Origin of the sequence: Mastigocoleus sp. MO_188.B34, from assembly GCF_030065675.1 — a bacterium.
GTDB lineage: Bacteria > Cyanobacteriota > Cyanobacteriia > Cyanobacteriales > Nostocaceae > Mastigocoleus.
Genome location: NZ_JASJDK010000024.1, coordinates 1 through 17812, shown reverse-complemented (window position 1 = coordinate 17812; position 17812 = coordinate 1). Strand labels below are relative to the sequence as shown.

Below are 17812 nucleotides of genomic sequence, written 5' to 3'. Positions count from 1 at the left end.
AACAAAGTCATGACTACGAACTACGATGTTGGCTGAATACTTTTTTCAAGTGCAATCTCAATTTTTCTATATTTTCCCACTCAGACATCAAATTTGGACTATCTAAGCGTTTGGCTTTAGTGTCGTACCAACCCCAGTTGACTTTCATCTCGTCCTCATCACGAGGGATACTACTGGGTTTTTGGAAGTTCGCAATCCAATGAACTTTGACCCATCTAAAAACACCCCACATTCCTGGAGTCCATTGCTCTTTATCTTCATTCCCCTCATTAACCAGTTCAACAACATGAGTCAAGTACCGCTCACTTTCAGGTAGTCTTTGAGAAAGAATAATCAAAGATCCTTTTGGTAGGTGCAAAGCATGATCGTCTATACTTTTTTTATCTTTATCTTCACCTCGTTTAAAATTCAGTTGAAAGTAAGCCCAAAGTGCGATCGGACAGTCAGAATATGCCCAACCATGGTCTGCACTGACATTTTTGATATAATCTAGACGATTAAAATCCATTGTCTTACCTATAGCCTGTAAATATTTGGAGGATTGCTGAACAAAAGTATGAATAAATTTATGTAGGTACAGTTTGATACCTAAAATCATAAAATCGTAACTTTATCAAGCACCTCAGCATTTATTCTGATTCAGATATCTCTTTCCATTACCAATTCCCAAAACATTAAATTAACTGATGCGGATCTACTCTCTGTGGATCCACTGTCCCCTGTCCCCAAAGTGTTTCAAAAGAAATCTGTAACATCTTCACTAAACCTGGATGATTAATACTCAGAGCAGTAAAACTGGGAGTACTGACTAAAGGATCTTGCAATGATAGAAGTATCGTCCTCTCGTCAAAAAGTTGCATTTTGAAAGGAACCTCTGGAACGAAATGAACTTCCTGTCCCCATTCCTGACATTGACGAATAAAATCACGACTACTTGGATCTTCCCAAATACTATATTCATAGATACTGCGGTAAGTAATTCCGCGTTCAAGGGGATTTTTTACTAACTTTAATCCTTCTTCATAGTCCAGTAATGAAGGGTAAGTAAAGAATACAATAATACTTTCTTCAGCCGATTGGGCTAAATTACTTCCCCGTTCAACAATTTGATTAGGCTCTGAGAGTACTTCAATATAAGCTAAAGGATCTTGGGTCTTATGTCCAGCTAAATATAGTGGTGCTAAAGCAGTCACAAGTTCTTTAGTCTGTTGGTTTTGACGCGCTATTTCCGCTTCGTACTGACGTTGTTTTTCTTGTACTAGATTTGGTAAAGCATTACTGGGATCTACAGCCTGAAAGAATCGCTGTCTACCCGAACGACGCTCTATACATAAACCGCGATCGCACAGGGATGCTAACACATCGTAAATTCGTTGTCGAGGTACTTGGGCGTGACTTGCTACCTGAGATGGGGTAAAATCCTGTCTTTCTAGTAGACTCAAATATACTGCAGCTTCATACCGAGTTAGTCCTATACTGGTAAGATTTTCGAGCTTTTGCGGATCTGACATTTATTGACACCACTAATCAGTGGTGTTATTTTAATGTTCATGGTGAACTATTTGCAAGCAGATCGAATTAAACAAAAATATTGAAAATTAAAAATTGAACAATAAAAAAATGAATACTACTGCAACAGAGCAAACAGCTCAAGCTGGAGAAAAATCTACTCCCTCTTTTCTCTCACAAGCTTATTTGCAAGGGAGCTTTTTGCCTTTCGAACAAGCTCAAATCTCTATCGCAACTCACGCTCTACATTACGGTACAGCAGTCTTAGGGGGAATAAGAGGTTTACCTTCGTCAAGTATTTCTAATCAGATTTTATTGTTTCGCTTAGATGCTCACTGTCAAAGGTTAAGTAACAGCGCTAAATTCCTTGGATACTCCATCACCTCAGATTTTATCAAATCCACTCTGCTCGAGTTTGTCTATCTTAATCAACCAAATTGTCCTTTTTATTTGCGACCCCTGATCTACACTTCTGGTTTGGGAATAGCTCCTCGACTTCATAAAATAGAGAAAGATTTTCTGATTTATGGTTTATCCGTGGGTGATAACTTATTTGCACCTGAAGTACGCTGTCGGATTAGTTCTTGGTGTCGTCAGGAAGACAGAAGTCAACCACTCCGAGGAAAATTAAGTGCATCCTATATTGCTTCCGCACTAGCTAAAACAGAAGCTGTTAACTCAGGGTTTGATGAGGCTATCATGATGAACTCCCAAGGAAAAGTCAGTGAGGCTTCAGGGATGAATTTGTTTCTGGTGAGAAATGGTGAGTTGATTACCCCTAGCTTTGACCAAGATATTCTAGAAGGTATAACCCGAGATAGTATCATTACTATCGCCTCAAATTTAGGTATTTCAGTCCGAGAAAGACCAATAGATAAATCAGAGTTATTCATTGCTGATGAAGCTTTTCTTTGTGGAACAGCGGCACAGATTAGTTCTATCTTGAGTATTGAAAATTACTCTTTTCCCAATCGACGTCCGATGACTAAAATGTTACGCGAACGCCTAAAAGCCGTAATGGAGGATCGAGATCCAAAGTATTCTCATTGGATTACCAAAGTTCAACTACATCACTAACCCATTATTGGTGAGTTGTTTGCTTTTTAACGTAAGATTACTGAGGAGAGTAATTTAGTATGAATAATTCACCGTACATATGTCAAGTTTTAAGATTCTAAAGTTTTAAGATTCTAGATTTTAAGGTTATGAAACTTGATGAAGTCATCCCCTGGGGAAGATCCCTTGAAGAATACAAGTCAATGTTCAATATGAATGAAATGGACTTGAACAAAAAAATTTTGGGTTGTGGTGATGGTCCAGCCAGTTTTAATTTTGAAATGACAGCATTAGGACATTCTGTGATTTCCATCGATCCAATTTATAAGTTTTCTGCGGTACAGATAAAGGAAAGGATTCAAGCAAATTACGAACCGATAATTTCTCAAGTCAAGCAAAACCACGATCGCTACGTGTGGGAAAAATTCTGCAATGCAGATGAACTAGGTTACGCTCGTCTTGCTGCAATGGAAAAATTTTTGTCGGATTATCAAGCAGATGATTCAGCGCAACGCTATTTACCCCTATCTTTACCAACTTTAGGCTTTCCTGACAATCACTTTGAGTTATGTTTATGTTCTCATTTACTCTTCCTTTACTCCGAACATTTATCCCTTGAGTTTCACATATCATCTATCTATGAACTGATGAGGATATCTCCAGAAATTCGTATTTTTCCTTTAGTTAAGCTTGATTGCGAACGATCCCCGTACATTGATCCAATTATCCAAGAATTTTCTGAGCGAGGTTTTCAAGTGGAAGTACAAAATGTTAGCTACGAATTTCAAAAAGGCGGCAATCAAATGTTAAAAATTCAACGTTAAAACTCAATCTAAGTCTTATCTGCTCTAACCATCAATCAAAAGCATAGCTTATGAATAACTACGAATTCAGCTTATGTAACTGAAATTTTAACTGAAGACCAGATGTAAATTTATAGCGGTTCTCGGTTGAGTGCAGTACGCTTTGTAGAGACGCGTTCGCGCAGCACCCCGCAGGGTAATTGAGAAGCATCTCCGATGAACGCGTCTCTACGTTTGGAAATACGAAATGTATTTTATTCAAGTGGAAACCGCTATATTTATGAGATACAATAGAAGATTAAAAAGATTTTTAGCACTAAATTCATATAACAAAAATTCATGATAAAAAAAAACTTCAAATCTTAATGAAGTGACTAATAAAAGCGTCATTCTTAAATTTTCTGCAAACTTAACTTAAATTAGTCTTGAAGGCGGTTGTATTTCAAGTGTTGTAAATGATAACAACTACAGTTGTGAAGGATAACGACAATACAGAACAAGTTACACCGCCCTTATATAATGTTTACGATCCGGTTTAATACAATTGATTTTCGTCCCGATTTGAAGATTTCCCTACGAACTGATGTCACAGGTTGGGACAACAACATTGCAGGCAAATACATTGATGATGGTTGGCAATTTGAATTATCCCATGCAGATTTTGCCCATGGGTTTAATTTCAAATTCATTTTAGAGAACTTCTACTGGATGTTTGGCGATAACTTGTTTTTGCAACCAGGTCAAGGAGAAGTTTATTCCCATGCAGCACCCGCCATTCAATTTCCACCAATGCAAGAGGTGCGCGTTGAAAATTCTTCTGTCCAACAGATGTTCTTTCAACCCAATTTAGATGAAGAGAAGTTATACGACGTCATAGTAGTTGGATCGGGAATGGGAGGAGGTATTTTAGCCGATCAACTTTCAGACCTAGATTTGGATGTTTTGCTGTTAGAAGCAGGTAGTTATCTTTTCCCGACCCATATTGCTAATTTGCCTCGTCAACATCAAATCGGACAGTTTGATAAGCATGTTTGGGGTCTATGGGATGAGTTTCAAATTCCTAATTACATCAATGCTCCAGAATCAAATTACAACGGAGCCCAAGGCTTTAACCTAGGTGGTCGTTCCATATTTTGGGGAGGATTGATCCCCAGAATGCAAAATTATGAAATGGAGTCATGGCCCCAAGAAATCAAGTGGTACCTTGAAGATAGTGGCTATCAGCGGGCAGAGGATTTAATGAACCGATCCCCACAACCACCATCTCCTTATCATCAATTGGTAAAACGCGAGATCCGAAACTTTTTACCGGATTATAATCACTTCGATGCACCTGTTGCGGTTCAATATAACAACGGTAATTTAGGAACTATACCCGTGGGTATGTTCTCTACAGCAGATTTGTTGATGGAATCTCGCCTCACTAATTCCCCCAAAGGAAATCAAAATCTGACGGTGAATCTCAACCATGCGGTTGTGAAGTTGGAAAAAACAGAAGGTCGAATTTCTGGAGTCACTGCTTATGATTTGATTGCCAATAAGCATCGTACTTATAAAGGAAAAGTTGTTGTTCTTTGCGCAGGAACAGTTGAAAGTGCGAAATTAGCTCTACTTAGCGAATTAGATAATTCATCGGAGAAAATTGGTGTAGGAATTACAGACCACCCAATTTTCTTTACACACTTTGCTATACCTTTGGAGTCCCCCTACTACACTGCACTAGATAGCAGTAAGCTCCTTTCTCAGCATAAAAATGCTAATGATAGCTCTGAAGAACATTCCTACAACATGGTGTTGGAACTAGGTTCGGATTTGAACCAAGGGCGATATGTAGATGATGACTTGCTAGCAGAGCATGTGAAAATGCTGGGTAATTCCATGCTGTGCGAAATTGTATTTTTACTGAATGCACCTTTAGTAGAAACTAATAACATCACTCAGGATGGAGCATCCGTAGTGAAACCAGTGGTTCAGATGGAACCCAATGAAGTCTCACCAGAGCTATGGAATGAGATCAACGATCTGAAGAACAATATCATTAACTGGTTGGGTGGTATTCCATTAGCAAACGAAACTTTAGACCTTAAGCAAGCTGATTTGGGTGGTGTTTCTCACGAAGTGGGAACATTACGTTTGGGTGAAGACCCCACAACTAGCGTGGTCGATCCCAACTTGAAATTCCATGCATATGAAAACTTGTATGCTTGCGATCTATCTGTTTTCCCCACATCTCCTGCTGCGAATCCAAGCTTAACCTTGGCTGCATTAGCGATTAGATTAGCAGATCGTCTTAAAAAAGAAATAGTCTAAAAATTACTTTGTGAAGCGATCGGGGATTTCTCAATAATATTCACATCAATATTCACATCATAATTGGTAATCTGTAGAGGTACACTTCGGTGTACCTTTATTCATTTATCAGACTTCCACACTTGTGAGTCCTAACCTTGTCCAGAAGGAGAACTACAATATTTTTACCTGCCCATCATCATCGAGGTAAACTGCGCTATCACCTTTGTGACGCCATTCCGGATGTAGTTCTACTTGCAGTGTTGCGAAATTTGGTTTGACTATATTTGCTTTCAAGGCTAATCCCGTTTCATCCCAGAATACTAGGGAGATATTTGGTTCGGTTCCATCTCCCTGTTCTATTTGTAATTTCTGTCCGGGTTGCAAAGAAATTGGTTTATTTCCGTGGGTTTTTTCTAGGTGGATTGACCTGGGAGTTTTATTTACTACTACTAATCTAACTCTTTGTCCTGGGGTAAATTGAATTGGACGGGGACCACATTTGGAAGCACAAGTACCAGCAGAAACTGGCTGGGCGTTTTTTACTATCCCAACAAATAAAGTGGTTGCAATTAAAGTTACAGATATTAACTTGTACATGATTATAAGTAAATTGAAGTAAAAAAAGTTTTGTTTAATACTCCAGCTTAACTTACGTATTGGGGATTGGCGATTGATACTGTAATTACCTTACCCACTTATTTCAATTGTCGTAATACCTTTGCCGAACGATTGGCGATTCCTCTAGATCGAGTCAATATTCCTTGGGAAGGACTAAATAATAATGCCAATAAAAACAATCCGCAAATTACCAGTACAATTGATGCACCTGATGGTACATTTTGGTAGTAACTAATGTACAATCCACTGACACTGCCAATGGTACCTACTACCGAACCTAGAATCATCATATGATGCAACTCTTTAACTAATAGATAAGCAGTAATCCCTGGTCCAATAAGCAAGGAAATCACTAAAACTACTCCCACTGCTTTCATGCTAGCAATAATAGTTAAAGTTACTGCTGCTGTTAAACCAAAATGAATTAAATTTACTGGTAATCCACTGGCTTGAGCGCCCAATCGATCAAAAGTATAAAATAGTAATTCTTTATAACAAATTTTTACTAAAAATAAGGTCACAACTGTAATTATTAAAGTGTGCCAAACATCACTAGCTGTAACACCTAAAATATCGCCAAATAAAAAATCATGTAAGTCAACTTTGCTTTTGAGTACGCTGATAAGCATGATACCCAATGCTAAAAAACCGGAAAATACTAACGCCATTGCTGCATCGACTTTGACCCGAGATTTGGATTCAATCCAAGCAATTACAAATGTACTAAAAGTCCCGGAGATAAAAGCACCTAGGTAGATATCTATACCCAAAAATAAAGCGATCGCAAGTCCCGGTAAGACCGCATGAGCAATTACATCTCCCAATAATCCCTGGCGTTGCACGATTAAATAGGAACCAACAACCGAACAAAGAATTCCCAGTAAAACCGCTACTGCAAGGGCATCTCGCATAAACCCAAAACTCAGAGGTTCCAGTAATAAATTTAACATGCCATCTCTTCTCGCTCAAACAATAAAATATTATCGCCGTAAGCACGTTGCAGGTTATCTGCTGTAATTACTTCCTTAAAAGAACCATTAGCAATGATCTGTCGCTTCAATAAGAGCAAAGAATCACATTTTTTTAAGGTCGCACCTAGATCGTGGGTAACCAAAATCAAAATTTTGCCATCTTGTTTGAGTTCACGAAAAACATCAAACATGATTGCTTCTGTTTTTCGATCTATACCAACAAAGGGTTCATCAAAAAAAAATAAGTCTGCTTGCTGTGCTAAGGCTCGAGCAAGAAATACTCGCTGTTGTTGTCCCCCGGATAATTCACCGATTTGACGGGAGCAAAAATCCAACATTCCAACTCGTGCCAATGCAGATTTCACAATTTCTTTTGATTGGCGACTGGGTTTGCGAAACCATCCCGTATGTCTGGTGCGCGCCATCATCACTACATTCCAAACTGTAATTGGGTAGTCCCAGTCAATTTGCGTTCTTTGTGGTATGTAAGCAACTGAATTTAATTGTTTCTTTAGACTACGCTCACGAAATGTTACGAGTCCGCGCGCGGATGGGATCAAACCTAAAATTGCTTTTACTAAGGTACTTTTCCCTGCGCCGTTGGGTCCAATTACCCCCATCATTTGTCCCGGTAAAGCCCGAAAGCATATATTCTCAAGGGCAATAGCACCTCGGTAATTCACGTCTAAATGCTCTACCTCTAACACGATATCTCCTATACGATTATGATAATAATTATCATCCTAATCATTATACCGTTACTATAATGTTTAAAAAACTACAACTTCAAGTAATTACATTGTTAGCCGTAACAACAAGTTTATTTAGCTGCAATACAATCCCAGAACCCAATGTAGAGAACAACGACGGAAGCGCTGTTACTACCAATAACAATTCATCAATCAAAAATCGTCCCTTTGCGATCGCAACTACAAATGTGTTGTGCGATTTAACAAAGCAAGTCGCAGCCAAAACAATTGACCTCAAATGCTTGATAGGTGCAGGTCAAGATCCCCATGTTTACCAACCAAAACCAGAAGACCGTAAAGCGATCGCAACTGCAGATTTGATTTTGTACGGTGGATATGGTTTTGAACCTAGCATTATCAAGTTACTAGAAGCCAGCAAAAATCAAGCACCAAAATTTGCAGTACATGAGGTAGCTGTAAGTAAACCTATTATGGGGGAAGCTGGCGACCATAACCATGGACATGAGCATGAAGGAGAAAAACACACAGAAGAAGCAACTCCAGATCCTCACGTATGGCATGATGCTCAAAATGGTATTCGCATGGTAGAAGTAGTTAAAAATAAATTAGGAAAAGTCTCTCCAGGAAATATCCAGTTATATGCTAGCAATGCTGAAAAAATAACTAATGAACTCAAACAAATAGATAGTTGGATTAAGTCTCAAGTTGCGACTATTCCAGAGAACCAACGGGAATTAGTTACAATCCACAGTGCATTAGGTTATTACGTCAATGCTTACGGTTTAAAGTTTGAAGGGGCTTTGGAGGGTTTGAGTAGCGAAGAGCAGCCTACTGCAGCGAAAATTGGCGAGCTAGTTAAAAAAATCAGAAAAAAGGGAGTACCAACTGTTTTTGCTGAAAATGCAAGCAATTCTAGGCTAATTGAGAGATTAGCAAAAGAGGCTAACGTAACAGTATCTGACCGCAAACTATATACAGATGGTTTGGGTGAAGAAGGTTCGGGAGCTGAAACTTATCAAAAAATGCTAATTACTAATACCCGCACGATTGTTGAAGGATTAGGGGGTAAGTATACGGCTTTTAATGAAGAGTGATGTCTTGCACTAAACAAGTAGTAAGTTATGAAAAATCTTAAGCTTCAATTAGAGAAATTGCTTCTTTTACTTCCACTTCCCCTTCAATTACTGTCATAATTCCTGGTAAATATTCATCCATCATCATCACATTGGCGTAAACCATTTGTTTGATTAATGCAAACTTTTACCCCTGAGTAGCATTTCTTCTAACTCCCGAAAAATAGAAACTCATAGGTCATAATTACTCTCAAAACAAAACACAGACTTAACTTTTAAAACTAGCGGCATGCAGGTTAAACTAAATATACACATATATTATTTAATACCGTATTGCTAAAGACGCATCTGTGATGAACCAACGATCGCTCCGCGCATGTCCCTCCAGCCCCGGAGGGCATCTTCGTGGCGTACGGCACACGCCGCATTAGTACGCAGCTTCCGCTTTTTGCCGCAGGATGCGGCAAACAGCTTGGAAGACACGCGGCAGCTAGCGTGAGGAGCACCGGAGGTGTGTTCGCTACGCGCGCCCAAAAAGCTTTTTCTAACTCAATTTTAAATGGGCGAACCGTGAGTAATTATATTGAGAGGTTTAATAATAACTTACGCCAGAGAACTGGACGGTTAGTCCGTGAAACATTGTCATTTTCCAAACTGTTGGACAATCATATTGGTGCGATTTGGATTTTATTCATCACTTCTTATAAATACTTATTCAGAAAAATATTGGTTTAAAAACAAATTAATTCCCCCTTGGAAAAACCTGCTCAAATCAGCAAGCGCCCCACCAGTCGGGCGACTATCAATTTCTTGACGCCAACCGTATTAGGTCATGAAGTATATCGCGACCTTTTTGCCAAATTATGATTCAAATTAAATTTCCTCCCGTCAGAGACATAAAAAATAATATGATGTAAGGGACTTCCAATAAATAAAATCTGCCAGTGCTTTCCCCTTGCAGGAGAAAGCGCCAGTAGTCCTTAGCCCGCGCCAGGGCGTTTGGACGCACTACGTGTATGACTAACGTCACGCTACCGCTAACATCCTGCGGATGCGTGCAAACATCCGCAGGATGTGTGCAAAGGTTGTACCCAATAGACCTGTCCAAAAATTAAATTTGCGGAAAGATAGAATATAAAATTTCATATTTTAGATTAAAAAGCCCATGAAATATAGCTTTTAAATCTTTTACAGCATAAAAAATAATATTTATGCTTAAAATTTGAAAATTCTATCTTTTTTCTCTAAACTATCATCAACTATCTCAAACCCCAATTCCTACGTTGATTGAATACATATGAATAATCTTTGAAATGCTTGTACAGTATGGGTTATAAATTTATGGACGGGTCTAATATATCTTTGTATGGCACGCGCCAATAACCGTGGCGTACAGCACGCACCGCAAAGCGGTGTAACGGTTGGAGATTTTATTATTTGGATCTTCCTAATAATGTACCCCTCTTAACAAACGGAGTACGATGTTACAAGCGCAGGAAATATTAGTAGAACGGTATCAACTTCAAAAAGTGCTGGGTAAAAGTGCGATTCGTCAAACTTGGTTAGCACGGGATTTGAAAAATCAAGAGCAAGTTGTTGTTAAACTGCTGACAGCTAACGACCAATTACAGTGGTATAATATACCGCTTTTCGAACGCGAAGCGAAGATACTGCGACAATTGGACCATCCCCGCATTCCTCAATATTACGATGATTTTGTTCTTGAGGGCGATGTTATATATTTTGCTTTAGTTCAGGAATACATACCAGCCAAATCTATTAAGGAATTGCTTGCTTCTGGGAAAACTTTTAGTGAAGCCCAGGTCAGGGAAATAGCGATCGCAGTTTTAAAAATCCTGATTTACCTTCATACACTCAACCCACCTGTTTTGCATCGTGATATCAAACCCAGCAATTTATTATTAGACGAATCAACAAATAAAAATCAAATTTACTTAGTTGACTTTGGTGCTGTTCAATACCATGTTGCAGCAGAAGGTGCAACATTTACAGTCGTTGGTACTTATGGATATGCGCCTTTAGAGCAGTTTGGTGGACGGGCGACAGCTGCATCGGATCTCTATGCATTGGGAGCGACTTTGATAAATTTAGCGACTGGTATTTCACCAGCAGATTTGCCACAGTTTGATTCGAAGATACAATTTTCCCATCTTGTCAAATTAAACCCTGGCTTTGTCAGGTGGTTGCAGCAAATGACTGAACCTAATTTGGACTACCGCTTTGGGAGGGCAGCGGAGGCACTCAAAACACTTGAAAAAAACGAGCTAGCAACAAATAATACAAACACTGATGTTTCCCATGCTACAGCGTTGATAATCAAATCATTAGATGAATTAGAAATCTATATTCCCACTAAAAAAAATGCGATTCAATTGGTATTTGAAGGAGGTACATTATCTTTATTTCTATGGTTACTTTTAATGCTCAATACTGGTGGTGTAGTAAGTGTTTTGGTGGGTTGGGTATCTTTTATAATTAGTACTTTAATCATCACTTGGTTGATATTACCTGGCTTTGTAGAAAATAACATTTGTTTCAATAATAAAAAATTTGAAATCAGATGGGAATTATTTGGGTTTTGTTATTGGCGAAAAACTGGTAAAAATAAACATATTCAAGAAATTTACCAACAGAATAAAAAATTGGCTTCAGCACCTATGGGTGTAACTATTGAATTAATTAAAAATAAAAAAATCACCACTACTCCTTTATCAACCATAGAACGTTATTGGTTGATAAATGAAATAGCAGATTGGTTAAAATTTTGGTAGTCCTAAACAGGTATCCCGCATTTCTCACAAACGGGAGCATCCACTTTTGGAAGATTTACCATTTCTGGGAAAATGCAAGAAGGGATGTAATATGAGACAAAGAAGTTAAGCTGGGGTGCGATAAGCCCGAAGGGCATAGCCGAAGGCATCGCTATATGAACCAAGAGAAACAACAACGTATAAAAGCTTGCTTACAAGAGCTTGCAGGATTGTTGTACGAAGAAGTTGATAAAAACCAGTTAACAAATCTTGAAGAAATAGAAAAAACAGTTCGAAGGCAAGTATTGGAGTATGTCAGCCCTGAGATAGCCCTTTTTTTATTGAACAAACAACTGGAACAAAAATAGGTAAAACCAGGAAAATAACAAGTCTGGTCGGGATACTGAAATTAAAGTCTAAACAGTTACAAAAGTTGGGTGTTAAACCAAGAAGTCGATTGAGTCCATTACTTTCTAAGTGTTGTTTAAGATTATCAGCGAACGAATCATATCAAAATACAGAATCAGAAATTGAAGCATTGACAGGGGTAAAGGTAAGTCACTCAACACAACAAAAATTAGTCCTCGAACAAGATTTTCAACTACCACAAGCAAAACAATCCGTTTCAGAAGTGAGTGTAGATGGAGGTAAAGTTCGACTACGAGGCAAGCCAAAACAAGGTTGTTACTGGCGAGACTATAAAGCTATCCGTTTGCAAGGAATTTACTATGGTGCATTTTTCGATGACAATCAATCATTAATTGATTATGTCAACAGTCAGCGTCTGGTGAACCCACTTGTTTGCTTGGGAGATGGTCATAGTGGAGTGGAGTTTGGAATTTAGTCAAAGAGTTTGGAACTGAGCAATTTGAACGTTGGGAAATTTTAGATTGGTATCACTTGGTGGAAAATCTTTATAAAGTTGGTGGTTCTTTAAAGCGCCTTAAAACTGCTGAAACTCTATTGTGGCAAGGTAAAGTTGAGGAAACGAAGGCTTTATTTAGTAATTGCCGAGGTAAACAAGTTAAGAACTTCATTGCTTATCTTGATAAACATAACTCTCGAATTGTTAACCATAACTGTTACCAAGAAGAAAAACTTTGTTCTATCGGTTCTGGAGCAGTTGAGTCTGCTATTAAACAGATTGGAGCAAGGATTAAAATTTCTGGGGCACAGTGGAATATTGAAAGTGTTAATCAAATTCTGTCTGTTCGCTGCGCCTATCTTAATGGCTTACTTGTTATTTGAGTGTTTCTGCCAAAAGTAGATGCTCCCTATTAATTTATCTTGGGAAGTAAAAAACGGTGAAGATATCAAAGTTGAAATACTTCCTGCACCTGGAGTAGTGGGTCATAAAGATTCAATTACTCAATATAAATTAAGTAAACCACCAAGCAGTGAAACAATTACCTTAAAAGTCACCAATAAAGCTGGGGAGGAAAAAACTCAATCAGTAATCATTCAAACTGTCGAATCAACTCTACCAAAACAAAGAAAATCTTCTACAACTATTAATAATCCTGGGACATCGAATACATCTACAGGTAGCGATCGCAAAAATGCAAAATCCTCAAATAAACCTGCACCTCCAGAACTATCACCACTTGAGCTACCACCTCAATTTAACTAGCTGAAAGTAATCAGTTATATGAACTAATTATTCAACTTCAAGATATTCAAGCTCAAGATATTCAAGTTCAGGGACGTAAACGTAATGTCACAAGAAATAGATTATCTACAAGAACCAGACTATATCGGTACGGGATTGGGTTTCCCATTACGAATGAATGTACAGGGAGGGATTCAACTCAGTGCTGACCAACCAAATATAGAAGAATCGATCGCAGTCATTCTCCAGACAGATTTGGGAGAACGAGTATATCGTCCCAATTTTGGTTCGCGTTTATCTGAATTAGTGTTTGAACCCCTCAATACCCAAACTTTATTATTGATTCGTCTGTATGTGGAAGAAGCATTAGAGATGTGGGAACCACGAATAATTCTCAAAGAAGTACGCACAGATCCAGATCCAATTAGGGGAAAAGTAGATATTGTAATTACCTATCAACCCAAAAACAGTCATGATATTCGCAGTTTAGTATATCCCTTTTATCTCACACCACGGGAATAATATATTTTCTATAGAGATAAACAAGTAATGAGTAATGAGTGATGAGTAATAAGTGATGAGTTGATAAATTCATTCCATCTCCTCATTCCTGATAACTGTTAACTGATAACCGATAAAGCATGGACTTTGAATTTTTACCCAAATTACCAAAATCCGATCTAGACGATCGCACATTTAAAGACTTAGTCGAAGAATGTATTCTCCGTATTCCTCGCTACTGTCCGGAATGGACTAATCATAACCCCAGCGATCCGGGAATTACTATACAAATTTTCTACCCGCTATTTACCGGGAAGTAGATTTTATCGGGCGATTACTCAGCATTTTTGAACAAGCTTTTGACCCTGTCGTTCAAACAATAGATACGATGTGGGCTTATCTCGACCCTTTAACTGCACCATCAGCATTGCTTCCTTTTCTTGCAAAATGGGTTGCGGTTGCTTGGGATATTGACAGTCGCTGTGATCTAAAAACCCAAAGACGATTGATTAGGAATGCGATCGCTCTTTACCGTTGGCATGGAACAAAATACGGTCTACGCTTGTACCTGCACTATTACACAGATTTACCTTTAGAACAAATCGTAGTTCGAGAAATTTTTAATGATGGCTTTGTTTTAGGAACAACCCATATAGGCGAAGATTCGATATTGGGGGGTGGACGTCCCTATAATTTTATTGTCAATCTACGCGTTCCCGAATCTCACCACATCGATCTAAATTTAGTTAGAGAGATTATTGAACAGCAAAAACCAGCTTTTTCCAGCTACGAACTATATTCAGAGAGGTATACAAATACCCAAAACTCTCTAGAGATGCACCATACTACGTCTCTCTGATCAATCTATAATGTTGAACATTTTGAAGTTTGATACTAAAACTTGACAGGGTAGTAGTATGCTACACCTCGATAACAAAATTTTGGGATATCAACCAAATGCGATCTGCTTCGCTTCTTCTTCTAATAAATCAATTAAATTTGTATCTCCTCTTTGCTTTGCAAGCTGCAAACGACGCTCTAAATTTTTGCGGATATTTGATAGATGAGTCTTGGTTAATTCATCCCTAGACTTAAAGACGTTATTAACTTTATGAGCACTCGCAGCATAACGTTCTTGTAAAGTTACAGCATCTTCCCGTTCTTGAATATTTTGAGGTTCCCCAATACAGTAAGCAACACCCCGATACTTTAATCGAGCAAAGTTTTGGTGCATTGTTGGAATAGACTCAGCTTGGTAATGTCTCCAAGGTACACCCCGATATTTACCACCAACTTCACCAGGAGTCATCTTAACTGGGATTGGAGTGTATTCATATGCTACACCACGGTAAGTAAGTTTCATAAAGCCTCCTGAGTTTTTACTTTTGATTTTTTACTTTATTTTTTGCCTAAGCGTAAGAATATCTAGAAAAAAAGAGAATAGGTGATTATTTGACTTACTGCCAAATTTGAAAGAATTTTTCAATATCAAACCCATACTTGCTTATAAAGTTGATTTTCTTGAACTTTTATGTTTTGACCTAGTTATTTTCTCCTATATTTTTCATTTTCCTCAATACCCGATGGTAATTTAAAACCGGGATTTAATTGGGAAACTACTCTAGCGGGAAATTAAACTACCGAGAAATTAAGTTATTTGGAAATTAACTTCAGTTTCTGTGTTGGATACAAAAGAAGCTTATTTTTGGAATTACGTATAGGAAGTTATTTGGCAAAACCTTATAGCACTCACTTTGTAATTAAGTTAATACCCTGCAATCAGACGCTTAAAATCAGATATCAAGTAATTATTAGAGCAAATGCAATTTCTCATGAAGACAAAACACGCTTGATATTTGCCTACTTTGAGTCTTGCTAGTTCACCTATTCATGAAAACCTAGAAAGGCTTTTATCAACAGGGCATTTTTTTAATTTCAAGTTAATTCCCCACTTCCATCTTTACAATTCATCCAAATTAAAATTAGTCTCCAAATTTACATTAAAGTCATTCGTTTTATTTCTGTATCTATTGTAACTATTTTGGAGCAAAAATCAACTGATTTAATAATCATTAACTATATTGCAAATAAGCTTAAATAATGTTTGACAAGAATATATTTGAGCTTCCCTCAGGGTTGTAGTCTTGTAATCTACAAAAGTTCAAATATATGCAATCGAACTGATTTGCACGCCACGTAAATTCCTAAGATTCATCATCCACAAAAATACTCTTAGAGACACAGTACAAAAACATAGAGACGCAGCACGCTACGTCTCTCAATGATGAAATGGCAATATATATTATTTGGTTGTGTTAACTGCGAGCTTCAGAAGTTCCTAATTCAATTATTGCTATCGATGAAAAAATTGTTAATGAATTCTTCCATGCTCTGATGTTCTTTGACTGCACTCAATACAATTGCAATAGCAGAGGCTATTTCCGCAGTTGTTTGGTAAGCTAACTTCAGTTCTGATTTGTCTTTTGTATTCATTGCCGAGTCAGGGAGTGGATTTAACTACCGAATATGATTTTCACTAGCTAAAAATAACTAGTTGCAATCCAGTTTATGATGAATTGACTGCGTGAGACTTCACCCTATTGGGTAGTATTGTGTTCGCAAATTTAATCGAATAATCTATTCACAAGTAGCGAACTACCTGCATTAGTCAAATTCACAATAACTTTTGCTAATGTCATGTATCTGAAGGTAAGCAATATTTAATGATAGTTCCTGAAAATTAACCTTTTTTTTGCGAACTATTTGTAATTTAGCCTATATTTTGTTTTCCTTATAGAGACAAATGTCATACAAAATTTATGACTTTTGTCATAACTATTCGCCTTATCACATCTATAGACATTTATAAATTAAAAAACTGTAATTTTTTAGTAGTAAAGAAATATGCAGGATATATATTATTGCTAGTACCGCTGCGCGAAAGTCATTACAATATTATTTCATCTCAAACGTCATCATCTTGTGTATACTAGTTTAATAGTTCATTTGTACTTTGTGAAATTTTTCTAAGACCCAAACTCTCCTGACTCAACACAAGGTGAGCAATTGTATTTTAAGCTTCTGACACTTGCTATTGTTACTTCCAAGCAAGAGTTCGAGGATTTTTTCCATTTCGATGGTTTATCCCAATTGCATAGGTTCATATTTTATAGCCTATTTAACAATTAGTGGTCGATAAGGTTGCTATCCATTAGGCAGATCTTTATCAACATTTGCGAGAGTACTTGCTCACATTTTTCCCAACCCTTATTCCTTCGTAATTAATTATCAATAAAACTATGTTTTGAGCAAGAAGAATAAAGTAAAATTTGTAAAGTGTCTCTCACCCCTCGTGGTTTGAGAGCCCTGTTGAATAATCTTTTTAAGATTGTTAAGAAAGATGTGACCAATGCATAGGATAAGATTGGGGAAATTAAATTGCAATAAGCTGTTCTCAGCGAATAAGGAAATCGGAACAGTAGAAATAAACTTATGGCTGATTTCAAGAAATTGATATGTTAAAGCTAACTTACACTGAGAATAATTTTAACTTAGAGCGTTTAGATGAATCTTTAGAGAAATGGGTAAATATCAGAGTTGCCCTAGCTATGCGAAGTGATACACCAATATATTTAGAATCAAGTAGCGCATCTTTTCTTTTAGCTGGAAAGTATATACCTCAAGCATTTAACCTCGAACAAGAAGATAGAGTCGAGTTATATCGTTGCGATGAGGATTTAGTGGAAGTTGTTCTCAAAGGATTATGGCTAACATCCGATCGAGAAAGTGAAGTTGGTATTTTCGTAACAAATCTTGAAGAATCAACCGAGTTTTTATTTGAGCAAATGCAAAAAAGTTTACAACTTTGTCATACTTAGATGTTGACGCGCTTACTTTCA

17 protein-coding genes and 2 pseudogenes are annotated in these 17812 nt (G+C 37.5%); 12 read left to right on the top strand and 7 right to left on the bottom strand.

The genetic code is table 11. The features are described 5' to 3' along the window. Nucleotides 1–13 precede the first annotated feature (13 nt). Both QNJ50_RS08825 and QNJ50_RS08820 read right to left on the bottom strand, forming a co-directional pair. Complete coding sequence (locus tag QNJ50_RS08825) at nucleotides 14–598, bottom strand: hypothetical protein (RefSeq protein ID WP_300634219.1); 585 nt, start codon at nucleotides 596–598, stop codon at nucleotides 14–16. Nucleotides 599–674: 76 nt separating this feature from the next. Continuing rightward, nucleotides 675–1511 (bottom strand): helix-turn-helix domain-containing protein, encoded by an 837-nt coding sequence (locus QNJ50_RS08820; RefSeq protein ID WP_300634216.1) that lies wholly within the window; start codon nucleotides 1509–1511, stop codon nucleotides 675–677. A 109-nt stretch (nucleotides 1512–1620) separates the two neighbouring features. Here QNJ50_RS08820 and QNJ50_RS08815 point away from each other — a divergent pair, with 109 nt between their 5' ends. The 3 genes from QNJ50_RS08815 (at nucleotide 1621) to QNJ50_RS08805 (ending at nucleotide 5678) form a co-directional block, all read left to right on the top strand. Next, nucleotides 1621–2586: a branched-chain amino acid transaminase gene (locus tag QNJ50_RS08815; protein WP_300634214.1), complete on the top strand. Its 966-nt coding sequence runs from the start codon at nucleotides 1621–1623 to the stop codon at nucleotides 2584–2586. 128 nt (nucleotides 2587–2714) lie between these two features. Then, nucleotides 2715–3389 (top strand): SAM-dependent methyltransferase, encoded by a 675-nt coding sequence (locus tag QNJ50_RS08810; RefSeq protein ID WP_300634211.1) that lies wholly within the window; start codon nucleotides 2715–2717, stop codon nucleotides 3387–3389. 498 nt (nucleotides 3390–3887) lie between these two features. Next, nucleotides 3888–5678 (top strand): GMC oxidoreductase, encoded by a 1791-nt coding sequence (locus QNJ50_RS08805; protein WP_300634209.1) that lies wholly within the window; start codon nucleotides 3888–3890, stop codon nucleotides 5676–5678. Between the two features lie 153 nt (nucleotides 5679–5831). Here QNJ50_RS08805 and QNJ50_RS08800 read toward each other — a convergent pair whose 3' ends face one another. The 3 genes from QNJ50_RS08800 to QNJ50_RS08790 form a co-directional block, all read right to left on the bottom strand. Next, nucleotides 5832–6257: a hypothetical protein gene (locus QNJ50_RS08800; protein ID WP_300634206.1), complete on the bottom strand. Its 426-nt coding sequence runs from the start codon at nucleotides 6255–6257 to the stop codon at nucleotides 5832–5834. A 98-nt stretch (nucleotides 6258–6355) separates the two neighbouring features. Then, complete coding sequence (locus QNJ50_RS08795; protein ID WP_300634203.1) at nucleotides 6356–7228, bottom strand: metal ABC transporter permease; 873 nt, start codon at nucleotides 7226–7228, stop codon at nucleotides 6356–6358. Further along, entirely contained in the window at nucleotides 7222–7956 is a 735-nt protein-coding gene (locus QNJ50_RS08790) for a metal ABC transporter ATP-binding protein (protein WP_300634200.1), read from the bottom strand. The genes QNJ50_RS08795 and QNJ50_RS08790 overlap by 7 nt, the downstream gene beginning before the upstream one ends. A gap of 59 nt (nucleotides 7957–8015) precedes the next feature. On the opposite strand from QNJ50_RS08790, the gene QNJ50_RS08785 reads away from it, so the two are divergent. The 8 genes and pseudogenes from QNJ50_RS08785 (at nucleotide 8016) to QNJ50_RS08750 (ending at nucleotide 14772) form a co-directional block, all read left to right on the top strand. Then, the gene (locus tag QNJ50_RS08785) at nucleotides 8016–9053 is read left to right on the top strand and encodes a zinc ABC transporter substrate-binding protein (RefSeq protein WP_300634198.1); all 1038 of its coding nucleotides are present in this window, start codon (nucleotides 8016–8018) and stop codon (nucleotides 9051–9053) included. A gap of 549 nt (nucleotides 9054–9602) precedes the next feature. Continuing rightward, a pseudogene (locus QNJ50_RS08780) lies at nucleotides 9603–9739 on the top strand (IS1 family transposase); the annotation flags it as partial. Between the two features lie 774 nt (nucleotides 9740–10513). Beyond that, nucleotides 10514–11824 (top strand): serine/threonine-protein kinase, encoded by a 1311-nt coding sequence (locus QNJ50_RS08775; RefSeq protein ID WP_300634196.1) that lies wholly within the window; start codon nucleotides 10514–10516, stop codon nucleotides 11822–11824. Nucleotides 11825–11979: 155 nt separating this feature from the next. Next, nucleotides 11980–13051: pseudogene (locus QNJ50_RS08770) on the top strand (ISKra4 family transposase). Between the two features lie 19 nt (nucleotides 13052–13070). Then, a complete protein-coding gene (locus tag QNJ50_RS08765; protein ID WP_300634193.1) occupies nucleotides 13071–13433 on the top strand; it encodes a hypothetical protein in 363 nt (120 codons plus the stop codon). An 84-nt stretch (nucleotides 13434–13517) separates the two neighbouring features. Further along, nucleotides 13518–13934: a GPW/gp25 family protein gene (locus QNJ50_RS08760; RefSeq protein ID WP_300634191.1), complete on the top strand. Its 417-nt coding sequence runs from the start codon at nucleotides 13518–13520 to the stop codon at nucleotides 13932–13934. A gap of 119 nt (nucleotides 13935–14053) precedes the next feature. Continuing rightward, a complete protein-coding gene (locus QNJ50_RS08755) occupies nucleotides 14054–14233 on the top strand; it encodes a hypothetical protein (protein WP_300634282.1) in 180 nt (59 codons plus the stop codon). Next, entirely contained in the window at nucleotides 14218–14772 is a 555-nt protein-coding gene (locus tag QNJ50_RS08750) for a phage tail protein (RefSeq protein ID WP_366914239.1), read from the top strand. Before QNJ50_RS08755 ends, QNJ50_RS08750 begins: the two co-directional genes overlap by 16 nt. Nucleotides 14773–14862: 90 nt before the next feature. On the opposite strand, the gene QNJ50_RS08745 is transcribed toward QNJ50_RS08750, so the two are convergent. Both QNJ50_RS08745 and QNJ50_RS08740 read right to left on the bottom strand, forming a co-directional pair. Beyond that, nucleotides 14863–15276 carry a DUF4278 domain-containing protein gene (locus QNJ50_RS08745; RefSeq protein WP_300634188.1) on the bottom strand — a complete coding sequence of 138 codons (414 nt, stop codon included), beginning with the start codon at nucleotides 15274–15276 and terminating at the stop codon, nucleotides 14863–14865. Nucleotides 15277–16256: 980 nt separating this feature from the next. After that, nucleotides 16257–16406 (bottom strand): hypothetical protein, encoded by a 150-nt coding sequence (locus QNJ50_RS08740; protein ID WP_300634185.1) that lies wholly within the window; start codon nucleotides 16404–16406, stop codon nucleotides 16257–16259. A gap of 1022 nt (nucleotides 16407–17428) precedes the next feature. Between QNJ50_RS08740 and QNJ50_RS08735 the strand changes: the two genes are divergently transcribed. Beyond that, on the top strand, nucleotides 17429–17791 hold the full coding sequence (locus QNJ50_RS08735) for an alr0857 family protein (protein ID WP_300634183.1): 363 nt from the start codon (nucleotides 17429–17431) through the stop codon (nucleotides 17789–17791). Nucleotides 17792–17812: the final 21 nt, after the last annotated feature.